This is a genomic window from Pedobacter suwonensis, assembly GCF_900111825.1.
Classification (GTDB): Bacteria; Bacteroidota; Bacteroidia; order Sphingobacteriales; family Sphingobacteriaceae; genus Pedobacter; species Pedobacter suwonensis.
In genome coordinates this window covers 45,471-62,981 of the sequence record NZ_FOJM01000007.1, presented here as the reverse complement: position 1 = coordinate 62,981, position 17,511 = coordinate 45,471, and the positions used below count along the sequence as shown (strand labels likewise).

The window sequence follows — 17,511 nt, the reverse complement described above, 5'->3', positions numbered from 1 at the left end:
TATCCAGGCATACCTGGCGGTCACGCAATGAGGGCAAAAATATTTTTTAATAGGAAGGAAAAAAAGTAGATTTTTTATTAACCAAGGCCTGGGTATTTGATAGTGATATGGTGTGTTGCATTTCCAACATCGGGGATATAAATTAGACATCAATTTTTAAAGTTATATATTCGGTTAGCCCGATTTGGAAAAACAAATACTGTGCCAATAGTAGAATCGCGTTAAAAGATCTTAATCATATCTATCTAAACTGTTTTTTATACAACTGAACTTTTCCACTACTGTTCGTGGAAAAATTGGTCTCAAAAATCCCGCAAATCCTGATTAGCTTTGCTACCTTAATTTAGGATATGTTAACTCACCATAAAATAATTGCAGCCGAATTAAAAGTTGCAGAAAAACAAATAACTGCAACCATAAATCTATTAGATGAAGGCGCAAGTGTTCCGTTTATTTCTCGTTACCGTAAAGAGGCGACCGGCAGCTTAGATGAGGTCGAGGTGGCCGCAATCCGCGATCGGGTTTTGCAATTACGTGATTTGGACAAACGCCGCGAAGCGATTTTAAAATCGATGACCGAGCTAGGCAAGTTAACACCCGAACTTGAGGAACAGATTAACCAGGCGGAAACCATTTCGCTTCTTGAAGACATTTACCTGCCTTATAAGCCGAAACGTAAGACACGTGCATCGGTTGCAAAAGAAAAAGGATTAGAACCTTTGGCTTTACAAATTCTCGAACAGCGCAACTTTGACCTTGCTGCTGAAGCCAATAAATTTGTCGATCCCGAAAAAGCAGTGAATTCGGTTGATGAAGCTTTAGCTGGCGCAAGAGATATTATTGCCGAGATGATCGCTGAGAATGCAGAGGCGCGCAACAAAATGCGGACTTATTTCCAGGAAAAGGCTGTTTTTAAATCAGAAGTAATCAAAGGCAAAGAAGAGGAGGGTATTAAATATAAGGATTATTTTGAATGGAGTGAGCCGGTTAAAACAGCCGCATCCCACCGTGTTCTGGCCATGCGCCGGGGCGAAAAAGAGCTGATTTTAAGACTAGATGCACTTCCACCGGTTGAAGAGGCCATCTCTATCCTCGAAAACCAGTTTATTGCAGGCAATAATTCGGCTTCCAAACAGGTACAGCAAGCTTTAGAAGATGGCTACAAGCGCTTACTTGAGCCTGCCATGGAAACAGAATTGCGTGTTTTTACCAAACAAAAAGCAGATGAAGAAGCCATCCGCGTTTTTGCCGAAAATGCACGCCAATTGTTATTGGCAGCTCCGATGGGACAAAAAAATGTCATGGCTATCGATCCAGGATTCCGTACCGGTTGTAAGGTGGTTTGCTTAGATAAACAAGGCCAGTTGTTAGAGAATACAGCAATTTATCCGCATACCGGACAGGGAAATGTGAAAAACGCCGAATTTACTATCCGGCAACTTTGCGAAAAGCACAATATTGAAGCTATCGCGATTGGTAACGGCACTGCCGGAAGGGAAACTGAAGCTTTTGTCAGAACATTAAATCTACCTAATATTACCATAGTGATGGTTAACGAAAGTGGTGCTTCAATTTATTCGGCATCAGAAGTGGCCAGAGAAGAGTTCCCTACGCATGACATTACCGTGCGTGGAGCCGTTTCAATTGGTCGCCGTTTAATGGATCCGCTGGCCGAACTGGTTAAAATTGATCCAAAATCCATCGGCGTTGGCCAATATCAGCACGATGTTGATCAGAATAAATTGCAGGCAAGTTTAGATGATACCGTAATCAGTGCGGTAAATGCGGTGGGAGTAGAATTAAATACCGCTTCAAAACAGATCTTAGCATACGTTTCCGGCTTAGGGCCAACTTTAGCGAAAAATATTGTTGATTATAGGAATACCCATGGTGCTTTTAAAAACCGCGAAAGTTTAAAAAAGGTACCGCGGTTAGGTGATAAAGCTTATGAGCAGGCTGCGGGTTTCTTACGTATCCGCAATGCCGAAAATGTTTTGGATACCAGCGGCGTACACCCTGAACGTTATGCAGTAGTAGATCAAATGGCTAAAGACCTTGGCACTACGGTATCTGCTTTAATGAAAGATACGCAATTGCAAAAACAGATTAAACTACAGCAATATGTTACAACCGAAATCGGTTTACCAACATTAACAGATATTTTAAAAGAATTGGCAAAGCCGGGCCGTGATCCACGCGAACAGTTTGAGGCTTTTAATTTTACCGATGGGGTGAATGAGATTTCTGATTTGAGAATAGGGATGAAACTTCCAGGCATTGTAACCAACATTACCAATTTTGGAGCTTTTGTTGATATTGGCGTACACCAGGATGGCTTGGTACACACCAGTCAGCTGGCAAACCGTTTTGTCGCTAATCCAAATGACGTAGTAAAGGTGCACCAAAAAGTCGAAGTTACGGTGATGGAAGTTGACGTAGCCCGTAAAAGGATTTCGTTGTCAATGAAGACTGAGGCTAATCCGAAGTCAGAAGCCCGGAATCGGGAGCCGAAGGAGCAGAAGCCTAAGCAGAATTTCAAATCAAATAATAATAACAAACCAAACTTCAAGCCGCGTAATGAACCAAAAGATGCTGATGGCGATTTACAGGAAAAATTGGCAAAACTGAAAGGGATGTTCAAATAATTTAGTTACTGAGCGGCACAGTCAAGCTTGTGCCGCTTCAGTTAGAGAATTACTGGAGCGCAATTAATAATCGAACTGGTGGGTATAATCTTTATTAACATCAACGGTAACCCCATCATCATTGGTAACCACTTTGCCATCAATCTCCGCTTTATAACTGATCTGATAACTGGCATTAAAGTTAATACACTGCGCACTTGCACTAATCACATCAACTGGCAATATGGTCTCTATTACATAGGTTTTGGTACTCCCCGTAAAATCGTCTTTACCTAAAGAAATAGCAGCCTCATTGTTTCTGGTTACGCCATTTACCTTCCAGATGGTTTTAGTGCCTTTAGTATCACCGCCTACAATTACGAAAGAAACGTAATCGTCTGTTGCATTCACACCGTTTGCAGTAATGGTAAATTTTGCAGTTTTACCACTTTTTGAAGGAGTTGTTTCTGAATCCTTTTTACAAGAAAACAGTAGCGAAAAAACAAGAGCAAGAGATAATAATGTTGAAATTTTTTTCATAGGTTTTTAGTCTTTTTCTTAGCATTTATGCCAATTAAGTGCCAAGACTAATAACTATAATTAAAATACTCTGTTCCCGGTAAACGGAACTACCTGTTTTTAGGTAGTTTTTCGATAACATCTTATTATTTAATGTTTGTTATGACATACAATGTCCTAAAATTACAGTTGCGAAAAACGGATTTACAATTACTATCCCAGGCTCAACAGCTGCTAAAAGGTTTAAATCTGCCATGCGAATTGAATAATTACCCGTTCTGTTTGATTTTTAAACTACAACCTCGCAAACTTATCACGAAGCTCTAATCTTTTTTTAGGTAAACTATCAGGATAGTTTTTCTGAATAAAAGCAATCATTGCTTCCCTTACATAGCACCTTAAATCAAAAGCCCTCGACGAATTCGAAGCACTCATCAAAAAACGAACCTCGATGGTTCCGTCTTTAATACTGTCGGTAACCTGTACAACATTTACCCTTTTATCCCACAAAGGATTTTCATTCAACAATCTTGTTAATTCCTGTCGCATTGGTTCAATCGGAATCGTATAATCAAGGTATAAAAAAACTGTTCCGAGCAGATCAGCCGAAACACGTGTCCAGTTTTGGAATGGCTTTTCGATAAAATAGGTAATTGGCAGAATTAAACGCCTTTGGTCCCAGATATTAACGACTACATAGGTTAATGTAATTTCTTCTACCTTACCCCACTCCCCTTCCACAATCAATACATCATCAATTCTTATCGGCTGGGTAAAGGCAATCTGAAAACCGGCCAATAAATTACCAAGCGATTTCTGTGCTGCAAAACCGATGATAATCCCTCCTATACCAACGCCTGTAAGCAGCCCCGCCCCGATTTTTCGCATGCTTTCAAAACTCAACAGAATAATAGCAATAGTAACCAAAATAATAAGTGAAACAATAAACTTTCGCACAAACTGCAACTGTGTTCTTATCTTACGCTCTTTTAAATTATTTTCTTTGTTTAGATCATATTTCAGGTAAAAATAGTCTTCTAAAACGTTAATGGCCCGCACCAAAATCAGCGCAAAAATAATTGTGAGGGCGATTTCCAATGCCTTGCTTATTGGAAGGCGGTAGGCTGGCGGCATCTCCATCAGCGTTAGGGAAAAATTGAGGAACAGTAAAGGAATAAAAAAAGCAATAGGCCTCTTCAAATGCTTTACTGTAGATTTAATAATAATAAAATCCCACCAGCGGGAAAGCAGGATAAAAGTTTTATGAATAATAAACCTGATTAAAATACCAAGAAATACCGCTATAAAACCAATAATAAGGTTCTTGAAAAACAAAGGAATAGGGAAACCGAAAAGCTGGTCGAGATACTGCATAAACGAAATTTGCTGGTTAATAAATGTGGCGGTAAGCCATTTGACATTGTTTATAACAGCCAGATTTTTGGATTGTTTGTCAATACAAAACCATTAGACGCAAATAAATTAGCTACATTAGCATTTTATACATCCTCAAAAGATAAACATGGATTTCTTCGATGCCCACAGTATATTTTTCACAGTTTTTGGCTATAAATTGAGCTATCTGGAATTTTTCGCTGTAATTACGGGAATCGTTTCTGTTGTCCTGTCAGCAAAAGCCAGTGTCTGGAGCTGGCCCGTAGGTATTATAAATGTATTTCTATCCGCCTTTTTATATTATCAAAGTCAGCTTTATCCTGATATGTTTCTAATGGTTTTCTTTTTTGTAACCAACATAATGGGCTGGTGGCGATGGACAAATCCAAAACCCGAAGAAGAAGATAGAAACAAGGAGCTTAAAATCAGCTTTATGCCCCTAAGGCAATTTACGTATTTATTGGCCGTTGGCATTTTTGGCACATTATTAATAGGCACTTTGGCTGGTCAGCTCCACAATTGGCTGCCTCTATTATTTAATTTGCCCAGTGCTTACCCTTTTGTTGATTCATTTATTTTTGTAATGAGTATAATCACCACTTTCCTAATGATCCAAAAAAGAGTAGAATGTTGGATCATCTGGCTGATAATTGATATTGTTGCCACCTATCTCTATTTCCTAAAAGGGATTAAATTTATGGGAATTGAATATTTCATCTTTACCATTATTGCAGGCTTTGCCTTATGGAACTGGATTAAGGAATACAAGGGTTACAGTAAAAGAATATCGAATACTGAGGATTTATAGAGCTGATTTCGACTTACAAAACATTTTTTTATCTTTAACTTAAATCCTAAATGATATGACAGCGAAACAGATGCTTCCTATCATCCCTGATAATATAGTAGTTAATAAAATTTACGGGTTAAGAGGCCTAAAAGTGATGCTGGATAGTGATCTGGCGGAGTTGTATGGCGTAGAGACTAAACGTGTCAATGAGCAGGTTGGTAGAAATCCTGATCGGTTTCCAGAAGATTTCATGTTTTAACTCACTGATGAAGAGTGGTTAAACTTGAAGTCGCAAATTGCGACTTCAAGTTGGGGCGGCAGAAGAAAACTTCCTTTTGTTTTTACCGAACATGGCATACTGATGCTGTCAAGCGTATTAAACAGCAAGCAGGCCATCCAGGTAAATATCCAGATTGTCAGGATTTTCTCCCGAATACGGCAATTTATTATTGACAGCGGTGAACTTAAACTTGAAATCGAAGAAATTAAGCAAAAAGTAAGCAACCAGGATAAAAACATCGAACTGGTTTTTACCTATCTGGATAAACTCATTGATAAGAAAATCGAGCCAAGGAAAAGAATTGGATATATGCCTGATGATCTGTAATAGCCGCATATAATCCGGTAATATTTGCTTACTGCGATTGCAACGATATCCTGGTAATTTGCATTAGCTTATTCACGATGTCATTCGGAGACACGAAGCATCAGTAAATGATAAACAGTTGTTTTAACCTCAGCAGGTAGCAAATTAAGATTGGCGTAAATCCGATGGAAGCAACCAGAAAAGCTGTGGTCTTACTTTAGCAGAACAACTATTGCATTTTTATATCGCTGCGTTGTTCACAGTAAAGATATTTTATATCAAAAATTTTTCCTCCAACTATTTGATAATAAAAGTATTCTATCTATCTTTGCAGTCCCAAATTTAATGGGAATAATAAATTGTTTAATAAATTAAATACAAGCAAGTGAATACGTTAAGTTACAAAACTGTCTCGGCCAATGCTAAAACTGTAAACAAACAGTGGATTGTTGTTGATGCGGAAGGCGAGATTTTGGGGCGCTTGTCATCGAAGATCGCTATGATCATCCGTGGTAAAAACAAGCCTGAGTACACCCCACACGTAGACTGCGGTGATAACGTTATTGTTATTAATGCAGACAAGGTTAAATTGACAGGAAACAAATTCAGCGAAAAGCAATATGTTTCTTACACTGGTTATCCAGGTGGTCAACGTTTTATTTCTCCTAAGGAATTAATGGCGAAACACCCTCAGCGTGTAATCGAGAAAGCGGTACGTGGTATGTTACCGAAAACTAAATTGGGTAAAAAATTATACACCAATCTTTTTGTGTATGCTGGTGCAAACCACCCTCATGCAGCTCAATCTCCAAAAACCATTAAACTTTAAGAAATGTCAGTTACTAACACTTCAGGAAGAAGAAAAACAGCTGTTGCACGTATCTACTTAAAAGATGGTGCTGGCGCAATTACCGTTAACGGTAAAGATCACAAAGAATATTTCCCAACTTTACCATTGCAATATATCGTAAACCAAAGTTTAGAAGTTGCTGAGCTTACAGGTCGTTATGATATCACTGTAAATGTACAAGGTGGTGGAGTAAAAGGACAAGCAGAAGCTGTTCGTTTAGCTATTGCTAAAGCGATTGTTGAACTAGATGCGGAGAAAAAACCTGCATTACGTGCTAAAGGCCTGATGACGCGTGATATGCGTATGGTTGAGCGTAAAAAACCAGGACGTGCTAAAGCCCGTAAGAAATTCCAATTCAGTAAACGTTAATCACAGGAGGCAACAACAATGGCAAGAACAACTTATCAAGACTTATTGGATGCAGGTGTACACTTTGGTCACCTTACCCGTAAATGGAATCCAAAAATGGCTCCTTACATTTTCATGGAGCGTAATGGCATTCACATTATAGATTTAAATAAAACTTTAACTAAAACTGAAGAGGCTGCGGCTGCGATCAAACAAATCGTAAAATCAGGTCGTAAAGTATTATTTGTATCAACAAAAAAACAAGCAAAAGGAATCGTAGCTGAACAAGCTAAAAAAGTGAACATGCCTTTCGTAACCGAGCGTTGGTTAGGTGGTATGTTAACTAACTTTGCTACTGTTCGCAAGTCAATCAAAAAGATGTCTAACATCGATAAAATGACTAAAGATGGTACTTATTCGATCTTATCTAAAAAAGAGCGTTTAATGATTCAACGTGAGCGTATTAAATTAGAATCACTTTTAGGTGGTATTGCTGATTTAAACCGTTTACCTGCAGCTTTATTCTTAATCGACGTTAAGAAAGAGCACATCGCGGTAACTGAAGCGTTAAAATTAAACATCCCTACTTTTGCGATGGTTGATACTAACTCTGACCCTTCTAACATCGATTTCCCGATTCCGGCGAATGATGATGCTACAAAATCTATCTCTTTAATCACTGATGTAATCATCAAAGCGATTGAAGAAGGTTTGGAAGAGCGTAAACGCGAAAAAGATGATGAGGCAGAAAAAGAAGCAGTAGCCGCTAAAGCAGCAGCTGATGCTCCTGAATCAAAAGAGCCTAGACGTAAAAAAGCTGCTGAGGCAGAGGTTGAAGCGTCAGCATCAGAAGAAACTAAAACAGAAGAATAGTAATATTTTTTAATTGCAGGTTACTGGTTTCAGGTTTTAAGTTGGCTTAACATGAGTTTAACTTGGCGCTTGTAACTTGTAACCTGTAATTGTTATAACAAGATTGTAAAATTTAAAAGAGGAAATAAAATGTCTACAGTACAAATTACTGCCGCAGATGTAAATAAACTACGCCAACAAACTGGTGCTGGTATGATGGATTGCAAAAAAGCTTTATTAGAAGCTAATGGCGATTTCGAAGCTGCTGTTGATTTATTACGTAAAAAAGGTCAAAAAGTATCTGCTGCCCGTTCAGGTAATGCTACTTCTGAAGGCTTGGTGTCAATTGCTGTTTCAGAAGATGGTACTAATGGTAAATTAGTTGCTTTGGCTTGTGAAACTGAACCAGTTTCTAAAGTTGAAGATTTCCGTAATTTAGCTCAGGCTGTTTTAGCTGCCGCAGTTGCAAACAATCCTGCTACTACTGAAGAATTATCAGCAATTACTTTGGAAGATGGACGTACAGTTGCTGAAACCATTACTGAATTAACCGGTAAAATCGGAGAGAAAATTGTTATTCAAGAATATGCAAATATCTCTGGCGAAAAAATCGTTTCTTATATCCACTCTAACGGTAAAATGGGTGTTTTAGTAGTATTTGAAGGTGCTAATGGCGCAGATATTACTGAAGCTGGTAAAGATGTTGCGATGCAAATTGCTGCAATGAACCCAGTTGCTGTTGACAAGGATGGTGTTGATCCGGCTACTATCGAACGCGAAATCGAGATTGCGAAAGATGTTATCCGTCAGGAAGGCAAACCAGAAGAAATGGTAGAAAAAATTGCTGCCGGTAAATTGAACAAATTCTACAAAGACAGCACTTTATTAAACCAGGAGTTTGTTAAAGATAGCTCTATGGATGTGCGTAAATTTTTAGATAACACTGCTAAAGGTTTAACCGTATCTGCTTTCAAACGCGTACAATTAGGTGCATAAGCATTTATAAAAGTATATTTAGAAGCCTCAAGAAATTGAGGCTTTTTTTATGCATTGCAATTCCAAACCTTGAATTAAAGTACCACAATATAGCTGCAATATTTAACTTTGAATCTATAAGCTGAACCTAATTAAACATTTCAATATGCCCAAAGTAATATCCAATACTTCTTATTTTCAGGACGACATTTTAATAAAAAACCAGGACATCGTAATTGATGGCACAATCATTTCAGGCCTTAGCAAAAGCAGCAATGAAAAAAAAGGATCTTCGCTGGCTGTGCCTGGTTTTATTGACTTACAGATTTATGGTGCAGGAGATAGGTTATTCTCTGCCGATCCAACTGTCGAATCATTAACCATAATGGAAGATGACCTGCTTAAAAAAGGTACAACCGGTTTCTTAGCCTGTATGGCAACAAATTCTCAGGAAGTTTTTAATGAGTGCATCAAAGCTGCCAAAGCACATCGATCAACAGCAAAAAATTGCTTAGGATTACATCTGGAAGGACCATTTTTGAATCCAAAACGTTTAGGTGCACATGTACCTGCGTTTGTCAGGAAGGCCTCGATTGATGAGATAAAAAAATTAATTGATTTTGGAGATGGTGTAATTAAAATGATGACCATTGCACCAGAACTGCAGGATGATGAGGTAATTCAATGCCTGCTTGATCATGGAGTGGTGGTTTCGCTTGGCCATAGTAATGCGACTTTTGAAGAAGCTACAGCCGCTTATAATAAAGGCATCCAAACCACAACCCACCTGTTTAACGCCATGAGTCCCATCCATCATCGCGAACCCGGCATACCAACAGCAGTGTTCAGTCATAATAAGGCTATGGCCAGTATTATTGCTGATGGACAACATGTAGATTTCGAGGTGATTAAATTTGCGCAGAAAATATTAAAAGAACGTTTGTTTCTTATTACAGATGCCGTTACAGCCTGTTCCACCGGACCATATCAACACATCGAAAAAGGAAACAAATTTGTGATGCCCGATGGCACACTATCGGGTTCATCGCTAACCATGTTAGAAGCCGTTAAAAATTGTGTATCACATTGCGATATCAGTTTAAATGAGGCAATAAAAATGGGATCCCTGTATCCTGCGAAATTAATTGGCATTGACAAACTCACCTCATGTATAAGTATTGGGCAACAGGCAAACCTTTTACTCATTGATGATCATTTTAATTTAAAAGAAGTCATATTTCAGGGTAAAACGGTATAAAGTATTCAATATGGTCAAAAAAATAGCCGCGACATTATTATTCTTGTCAATTTGCGCCGTTAATTCCTGGGGGCAAACAATAAATACCGCTTTTTCCATAATACCTCTTGGCGTAAAGGGTGGCGATGATGAGAGCAATTTATCCTGCTATATGATTGCGCCAGAAGGCAGCAATAACTATGTCTGCCTTGATGCAGGCACCATCAATGCAGGTATTCAAAAGGCAATTAATCGTAAGTCACTTAACGGCACCAGCGAAGAAACTCAGCGAAAACTGATTAAAGGGTATTTGATTTCGCATGCCCATTTAGATCATGTGGCAGGTTTAATAATCAACTCACCTGCTGATACTGCAAAAAAGATTTATGGAATTCCTTCCGTGCTTGGCATTTTAAGTGATAAATATTTTACATGGGATGCCTGGGCCAACTTTGCCAACGAAGGCGAAAAACCACAGTTAAAAAAGTATACTTATTCCCCCCTGATGGAAGGCAATAGCTATCCGCTGGAAAGTACAGAAATGAAAGTAAAAGCTTTTGAACTGAGCCATGGTAATCCTTATAAAAGCACTGCTTTTCTCATTAGCCATGGTAATAGCTATGTACTTTACCTCGGAGATACCGGTGCCGACAAAATTGAGCAATCGGATAAACTCTTTAAATTATGGCAGGCAGTAGCACCCTTAGTCAACTCCGGACAGTTAAAAGCTATATTTCTGGAGGTGTCTTTCCCGAATGAACAACCGGATAAACAATTGTTCGGGCACCTTACACCGAGACTTTTCTTTAGTGAACTTTCTAAACTGGAAGCCCTAACCCATGAAAAAGCATTTAAGAAAGTTTCGTTTATTGTAACGCATACTAAACCGCCACTTCAATCTGCAGAAAAAGTAAAACAGCAATTGATTTTGGAGAATGTAAAAGGCTTAAAATTAATTTTTCCCGAGCAAGGGAGGCGTTTAAAAATCAATTAAAACAGGGGCACTATTTCAAGGTATTGCCCTTTTCTTTTAAAATCAATATTTCTATTTAAATATTTACATCAATTATTAAAAACCATAGCCAGGTATTAAAAAAATGTTAATATTTTTGGGGCCATGAAATATAAACGCATCCTACTTAAGCTTAGTGGAGAATCACTAATGGGCACAAAACAATATGGAATTGATAATGAACGCGTTAAACAATATGCTGAAGATATCAAGGCTGTACACGATAAAGGCTTAGAAATCGCAATCGTTATTGGAGGAGGAAATATTTTTCGAGGCCTAAGCGCCGAAAAAAGTGGGATGGACAGGGCACAGGCAGATTATATGGGCATGTTGGCTACGGTAATCAACTCTATGGCCTTGCAAGATGCATTAGAGAAAGTTGGCATCAAGACACGTTTACTTACTGCCATTAAAATGGAACAGATTTGCGAACCATTTATCCGCAGAAGAGCTGTTCGGCATTTAGAGAAAGGCCGTGTGGTTATTTTTGGTGCAGGAACCGGCAACCCATACTTTACAACAGATTCTGCTGCGGCTTTACGTGCTATAGAAATCAAAGCAGATGTTGTGCTAAAAGGAACACGTGTAGACGGTATTTATACTGCAGATCCTGAAAAAGATCCATTGGCTACTAAATACGAAGAAATTTCTTTTAGAGAAGTTTACAATAAAGGCCTTAATGTTATGGATATGACAGCTTTCACCCTTTGCGAAGAAAACCAATTGCCAATTATTGTGTTTGATATGAACAAACATGGCAATTTTATGAAAATCGCTAGTGGCGAACCGATTGGAACACTGGTTAAATAAGGTATAAAAATTATTATTTTCGTAGAAATAGACACAATTATGAACGACCTCATACAATTACAATTAATGGATGCTCAATCTGCAATGGAAAGGGCCATCGATCATTGTGAATCTGAATTAACTAAAATCAGGGCTGGTAAAGCATCGGCTGGAATGTTGGACGGTATTTTCGTAGATTATTATGGTGCAGCTACAGCATTGTCACAGGTAGCGAGTATCAATACGCCTGATGCCAGGACCATCGTCATCCAACCCTGGGAAAAATCGCTTTTAACAGCGATTGAAAAAGCTATCCAGGTAGCCAATATTGGCATCAACCCGCAAAATGATGGTATCGTGATCCGCCTAGTTGTTCCACCGTTAACTGAAGAGCGCAGAAAAGAATTGGTAAAAAAGGTTAAGGAAGAAGCCGAAAGAGGTCGTATTACCGTTCGCAATATCCGCAAAGATGCCAATACCAAAATTCAGAAATTAAAGGGTGAAGGCGTATCTGATGACGAAATTAAAACAGGTGAGGGAGAGGTACAAAAATTAACCGATGCCTACATCATCAAAGTTGATAAACATGCCGAAGCTAAAGAAAAAGATGTAATGACCGTTTAATCTTTACAAAAATAAAGAATTGGGAATAGGCTTAAACTATTCCCTTTTTTTATGCCCCTATTTTTTAGCGCTGGAACCCCTAACATTTAATATGGTGGGCAATGAAACCTGCGTTATCTTTTCGGCAGACTTACTGCCCTTTTTAAGTTTTTTCAATAGAATCTTCATTATATTTTCTGCAATGGCTTCAAGAGGTTGGGCGATCGCTGTAACCGGGGGTTCACAAAATTCCAAAATTTCAAAATCATCAAAGGAAACAACAGCAATGTCCTGATGAATCTGAATACCTAGTTTCCTAAACGTTCTCAAACCATCCAGGCAAATATAGTTAGCGGCAAATAACACGGCGTCAAGTTGCTTCTCGGCCTTAAAAAAATCGATCATTTCCTTAATCGATTCGGCAGAGTTTACATAATTGATCTTCTTAACAATTGCAGGCAGGTTGTATTTCTCGACAGCCTTTTCGTAACCAGCCAAACGATCAACCATCTGTTGCTGAACGGTATCAATGGTTACAAAACCGATATTTTTATAGTCGTTTTTAATAAGGTGTTCAATGGCATTGTAGGTGCTGTTCTGGTTATCAATAATGACATAATCGGTTTTAACATCCTGTACATACCGATCAAACAAAACTACCGGAGCATCTGTCTGGATCAGTTTTTTCACTTCTTCTTCCAACCCTTCAGGTAAAGCCATAATGTAGCCGTCAACATGTCTGTCTTTAAAAATATGGAGCAGTTCAATTGCTTTTTCAGTATCGTTTCTGGTACTGCTAAATAAAATTTTATATCCCAGGCTCGAAGCAATTTCATCAATCCTGCGTGCTATCCCGGCAAAAAAAGGCTCAGAAATATCATCAACCAGGAAACCTATAATTTTCGTTTTGCCTGTTCTTAAACTTGTTGCGAGGGCATTGGGATGATAATTTAGTTCGGCCACTAGGTCTAAAACCTTTTTAGTAAGTGATTCACTGATGTTTTTTTCCCTTGCTTTCCCATTAATCACAAAAGAAACAGTGGTGATGGAGATATTTAACTGTTTAGCAATGTCTTTAATTGAAATGCGTTTCTTTATCACAGGCCTAAAACGAATAAAATTTGATGGGTAATATAACAATATATCATATAAATATAGAATGATATGATGAAATCGCCTAAAAATAAAAAAGAGCAACCTATCCAGGATTGCTCGATTAACTAACTTATTATTCATAAAAAATGCTGTTGGGGAAGGAGTCGAACCTTCAAGGGGTAGTTAGCTACAGTTCAAAAAATTAATTTGTGGTCAACCCAATAAACTGCGTTTGTCCCATTATTCCCCACCACCGAGACAAGGAGGCGTGTCTGCCAATTTCACCACCCAACATTTTAGTCTGTAGTCCAAAGCCTGCAGTCGTAAGTCTACTAAAGACTATAGACTCTTGACTTAGGACTACAGCAGCTGTAGGGGAAGGAATCGAACCTTCAAGGAGTGGTTAGTACCAAAATTGGTATATTCCCATTATTCTCCGCCACCGAGACAAGGAGGTGTGTCTGCCTGTTTCACCACCCTACATTATGTTTAACAATTTTGAAAGAACGTTTTCTTTTTGTTAATTGCTTGATACAAATGTAAAGGAACAACCAATACCTTGCAAATATTTTAAACATTTAATTTTATTTTTATAATATTAATAAATATTTGTAATTTCGCTTGTCATAATTCAAAAATATGCTTAAAAAAGACAATTCCAATTTAGAAATTGACAACCTCGATATCGATATATTGAAGCAATTGATGCAGGATGCCACTAAACCGTATACAGAAATTGCTAAAGATCTTATTGTTTCCGGCGGAACAATCCATGTTAGGATGAAGAAACTGCAAGAAATGGGCATTATAAAAGGTTCCCATCTCATTATTGATCCGCAAAAGGCAGGATATGATATTTGTGCATTTCTGGGTATTTATCTCGAAAAAGGAATCCAGTATAAAGATGCAGTTGCACAGCTGAGCAAAATTAAGGAGGTGGTAGAATTACATTACACTACCGGGGCATACAGTATGTTCGCCAAAATTATCTGCAGAGACACCAATCACTTACGCCACGTTTTAAATGAAGAAATACAGGCAGTAAACGGTATACAACGTACAGAAACTTTAATATCATTGGAAGAAAGTATTAAGCGGCAGATCGAATTGGGGTAAGCGGATAGACTAAAGTAAAAAGGTTTCATTAAGAACAACATACTTTAGACCTTATCTATCTTAAATGGTAGTAATGTTTTGGGGTTTACTGATGCTTATTGGAAATTAACGCTCAGTATCGCTTCGGAAACGGCAGTCCCGTTATCCGCTATAGTCCCGATGAAAAAATCGGGAGCTGCCGCTACTACCGGGTTTAGGAACAAAGATTAGTGCAGATAGGCTCCCAACCCAAAATAGCAATACTTAACGGACCGGCTTGACCCGATTGGAGTGAATAGCCCGATTTTTTCATCGGAAAAAAACGAAAAGCGGGGAAAAAATTTAATAATTGCACAGCGCCTGCTCTCCAAATCCGAATAATGATCATATTTTTTGATAATGCCCTTTGACTGCGCTCTATCAAAAACAGATCACTAAAAAATATCTTCACTGTGAGAAGGAACGACGAAGCAATCTTTCCGGCAAACGAACCTTACTATAAAGCTTGCTACGTCGACTGAAAAGCTTTCTTATATTGACAATTTATTCAGGAGATCTGTAACGATAAATTCTCCTATTATCTACATTAATTTTGATACACAACAAATCATCGCTAGAAGGGACGGACTTATTTATTTCAGCAACTGGTAAGCAACCAGGGCAGCAATATATGCCATCGCCGTCATATAGGCCAGCTGGATTACCGGCCACTTCCAACCCTTGGTTTCGCGGTAAACAATAGCAACTGTGCTCATGCACTGCATGGCAAAAGCATAAAAAAGCATCAGCGAAATACCAGTAGCAAAAGTATAAATTGGCAAGCCCGTACGGTTATTAACCGAAGCAGACATACGCTCCCTTATCGTTGAGGTATCTTCATCACCACCATCAACGCTATAAATGGTAGCCATTGTACCAACAAACGCTTCACGGGCGGCAAATGAAGTAATTAAACCTATGCCAATTTTCCAGTCATAACCTAACGGACGGATAACAGGCTCTATCCAATGTCCAAGAATACCTACATAGGAGTTTTCCAATTTTTCGGTTGCCACCAGGGTTTTAATGTGATCGGTATTTTTTGTCGTATCAGCCAGGGCCGATTCGTATTTTTTATCAATGTTTTCAAAGCGGTTGCCCGGTCCGAAAGAAGCCATTACCCAAAGGATGATGGAAATGGCGATGATTACCTTACCGGCCTCGAACACAAAGGTTTTTGATTTTTCATACATGGTGTAAAACACGTTTTTCCATCTTGGCATACGGTAAACCGGCAGCTCCATGATAAAATAAGACCTTTCTTTCGTTTTAATGATAAATTTCATTACCCATGCTACCAATACCGCAGCAATAATCCCTACCAGATACATAACCATCAGCGCCAAACCTTGCAGGTTAAAAATGCCAAGAACCGTTTGAGATGGTATAATTAATGAAATGATTAAAATATATACCGGGAGTCTTGCCGAACAACTTACCAGGGGCGTAACCATGATGGTAATCATTCTATCTTTCCAATTTTCAATATTTCGGGCAGCCATAATAGAGGGTACAGCACAGGCTAAACCGCCAATCATCGGTACAACCGATTTACCGTTGAGTCCGACCTTGCTCATAACTTTATCCATCATAAACGTAACGCGAGCCATATAACCCGTATCTTCCAAAACAGATATGAATGCGAAAAGAATAGCAATTTGTGGAATGAAAACAAAAATACCACCCAAACCAGCAATTACACCATCCAGCAACAAATCGGTAAGCATGCCTGCCGGCAAGTATTCATGCCCTATGCTGGTTATAAAACCAAAACCAGTTTCGATCCACTCCATCGGATAGGATGACCAGGCAAAAATTGCATTGAAAATTACAAAAAGGATGAGCATAAAAATGGCAAATCCCCAGACTTTATGGGTTAAAACAGCGTCTAGCTTATCACTAAAAGAAAATTTCTTTTCGGTGCCTTTATCAATAACCACATCAGATAAAATAGTGCCGAGATATTTATATCTGGCAATGGTTTCTGCAGCCTGAATTTTAGAAGATTCGAAATGGTGAGACTGTTCAATATGTTCAATTTCTTCCTGTTCTTTTTCGGTGAAGAAGGTTAAATGTTCATGCTGATGTAACACCTGCAGTGCATAATAATCATTGTCTGAATTCAGCTTCGTCTTTATGGCATTAATTGCCTCCGGAGCAAGGAAGTTCACATCGATATCCTGATACTGCGTGGCAATTTTATTGGTATTGGCAATAGCCTGTTTTAGCCTGTCAATCCCGATATTGTTTCTTGCCGAAATGGAAACTACCTGGATACCCAATTTTTCGGATAGTTTATCCAGATTGATTTCAATCCCCTGCCTGGCGGAAAGATCGATCATGTTAAGCGCCAAAATGATTGGGATACCCAAATCTGCCACTTGGGAATATAAAAGCATGTTGCGCTTTAAATTCGAGGCATCGGCAATAAGTACAATCACATCAGGATGACTATTGTTTTTTTTATCGGCAAGTACCTGAAAAACGATACTTTCATCAGTACTCTTCGGATATAAGCTATATGTTCCCGGTAAATCAATAACCTCAGCTTCTTTGCCGTTTTCGAGTTTTGTAAAACCCGTTTTCTTATCAACAGTGATACCCGGAAAGTTTCCAATTTTTTGATTTAACCCTGTTAAACGATTAAATAAAGTAGATTTACCTGTATTGGGATTACCAACTAATGCAACTTTAATATCCAA

At 38.5% G+C, this 17,511-nt stretch carries 15 protein-coding genes, 1 tRNA gene and 1 pseudogene; 12 read left to right on the top strand and 5 right to left on the bottom strand.

Going from position 1 to position 17,511, the window contains the following annotated elements; all coding sequences use genetic code 11:
* Window positions 1-350: 350 nt before the first annotated feature.
* A complete protein-coding gene (locus BM107_RS10410; protein ID WP_090982973.1) occupies window positions 351-2,645 on the top strand; it encodes a Tex family protein in 2,295 nt (764 codons plus the stop codon).
* Window positions 2,646-2,708: 63 nt separating this feature from the next.
* Here the strand turns inward: BM107_RS10410 and BM107_RS10405 are convergent, their stop codons facing one another.
* Window positions 2,709-3,164, bottom strand: coding sequence for a hypothetical protein (locus BM107_RS10405; RefSeq protein ID WP_090982971.1), 456 nt, complete (start codon window positions 3,162-3,164; stop codon window positions 2,709-2,711).
* A gap of 273 nt (window positions 3,165-3,437) precedes the next feature.
* Window positions 3,438-4,517, bottom strand: a complete 1,080-nt coding sequence (locus tag BM107_RS10400) for a mechanosensitive ion channel family protein (RefSeq protein WP_090982969.1) — start codon at window positions 4,515-4,517, stop codon at window positions 3,438-3,440.
* A 148-nt stretch (window positions 4,518-4,665) separates the two neighbouring features.
* Here BM107_RS10400 and pnuC point away from each other — a divergent pair, with 148 nt between their 5' ends.
* The 10 genes and pseudogenes from pnuC to frr all read left to right on the top strand — a co-directional run bounded on the left by pnuC (window position 4,666) and on the right by frr (window position 12,601).
* A complete protein-coding gene (pnuC, locus tag BM107_RS10395; RefSeq protein ID WP_090982966.1) occupies window positions 4,666-5,346 on the top strand; it encodes a nicotinamide riboside transporter PnuC in 681 nt (226 codons plus the stop codon).
* 55 nt (window positions 5,347-5,401) lie between these two features.
* A pseudogene (locus BM107_RS10390) lies at window positions 5,402-5,935 on the top strand (ORF6N domain-containing protein).
* A gap of 364 nt (window positions 5,936-6,299) precedes the next feature.
* Window positions 6,300-6,743 carry a 50S ribosomal protein L13 gene (gene rplM, locus BM107_RS10385; RefSeq protein WP_039481184.1) on the top strand — a complete coding sequence of 148 codons (444 nt, stop codon included), beginning with the start codon at window positions 6,300-6,302 and terminating at the stop codon, window positions 6,741-6,743.
* 3 nt (window positions 6,744-6,746) lie between these two features.
* A complete protein-coding gene (gene rpsI / locus BM107_RS10380; protein ID WP_090765025.1) occupies window positions 6,747-7,133 on the top strand; it encodes a 30S ribosomal protein S9 in 387 nt (128 codons plus the stop codon).
* 18 nt (window positions 7,134-7,151) lie between these two features.
* The gene (gene rpsB / locus BM107_RS10375; protein WP_090982964.1) at window positions 7,152-7,985 is read left to right on the top strand and encodes a 30S ribosomal protein S2; all 834 of its coding nucleotides are present in this window, start codon (window positions 7,152-7,154) and stop codon (window positions 7,983-7,985) included.
* Between the two features lie 129 nt (window positions 7,986-8,114).
* Window positions 8,115-8,960, top strand: a complete 846-nt coding sequence (tsf, locus tag BM107_RS10370; protein ID WP_090982962.1) for a translation elongation factor Ts — start codon at window positions 8,115-8,117, stop codon at window positions 8,958-8,960.
* A 145-nt stretch (window positions 8,961-9,105) separates the two neighbouring features.
* On the top strand, window positions 9,106-10,197 hold the full coding sequence (nagA, locus tag BM107_RS10365; protein ID WP_090982960.1) for an N-acetylglucosamine-6-phosphate deacetylase: 1,092 nt from the start codon (window positions 9,106-9,108) through the stop codon (window positions 10,195-10,197).
* Window positions 10,198-10,207: 10 nt separating this feature from the next.
* Window positions 10,208-11,170 carry an MBL fold metallo-hydrolase gene (locus BM107_RS10360; RefSeq protein WP_090982958.1) on the top strand — a complete coding sequence of 321 codons (963 nt, stop codon included), beginning with the start codon at window positions 10,208-10,210 and terminating at the stop codon, window positions 11,168-11,170.
* 123 nt (window positions 11,171-11,293) lie between these two features.
* Window positions 11,294-11,998, top strand: coding sequence for a UMP kinase (gene pyrH / locus BM107_RS10355; protein ID WP_090982955.1), 705 nt, complete (start codon window positions 11,294-11,296; stop codon window positions 11,996-11,998).
* A gap of 39 nt (window positions 11,999-12,037) precedes the next feature.
* The gene (gene frr, locus BM107_RS10350; protein ID WP_090982952.1) at window positions 12,038-12,601 is read left to right on the top strand and encodes a ribosome recycling factor; all 564 of its coding nucleotides are present in this window, start codon (window positions 12,038-12,040) and stop codon (window positions 12,599-12,601) included.
* Between the two features lie 57 nt (window positions 12,602-12,658).
* Here the strand turns inward: frr and BM107_RS10345 are convergent, their stop codons facing one another.
* Window positions 12,659-13,681, bottom strand: coding sequence for a LacI family DNA-binding transcriptional regulator (locus tag BM107_RS10345; RefSeq protein ID WP_244278781.1), 1,023 nt, complete (start codon window positions 13,679-13,681; stop codon window positions 12,659-12,661).
* Between the two features lie 143 nt (window positions 13,682-13,824).
* A tRNA-Asp gene (locus BM107_RS24655) sits at window positions 13,825-13,969 on the bottom strand.
* A 345-nt stretch (window positions 13,970-14,314) separates the two neighbouring features.
* On the opposite strand from BM107_RS24655, the gene BM107_RS10340 reads away from it, so the two are divergent.
* Window positions 14,315-14,791: an Lrp/AsnC ligand binding domain-containing protein gene (locus tag BM107_RS10340; RefSeq protein WP_025145395.1), complete on the top strand. Its 477-nt coding sequence runs from the start codon at window positions 14,315-14,317 to the stop codon at window positions 14,789-14,791.
* Window positions 14,792-15,402: 611 nt separating this feature from the next.
* Here BM107_RS10340 and feoB read toward each other — a convergent pair.
* Window positions 15,403-17,511 (bottom strand): ferrous iron transport protein B, encoded by a 2,109-nt coding sequence (gene feoB / locus BM107_RS10335; protein ID WP_090982950.1) that lies wholly within the window; start codon window positions 17,509-17,511, stop codon window positions 15,403-15,405.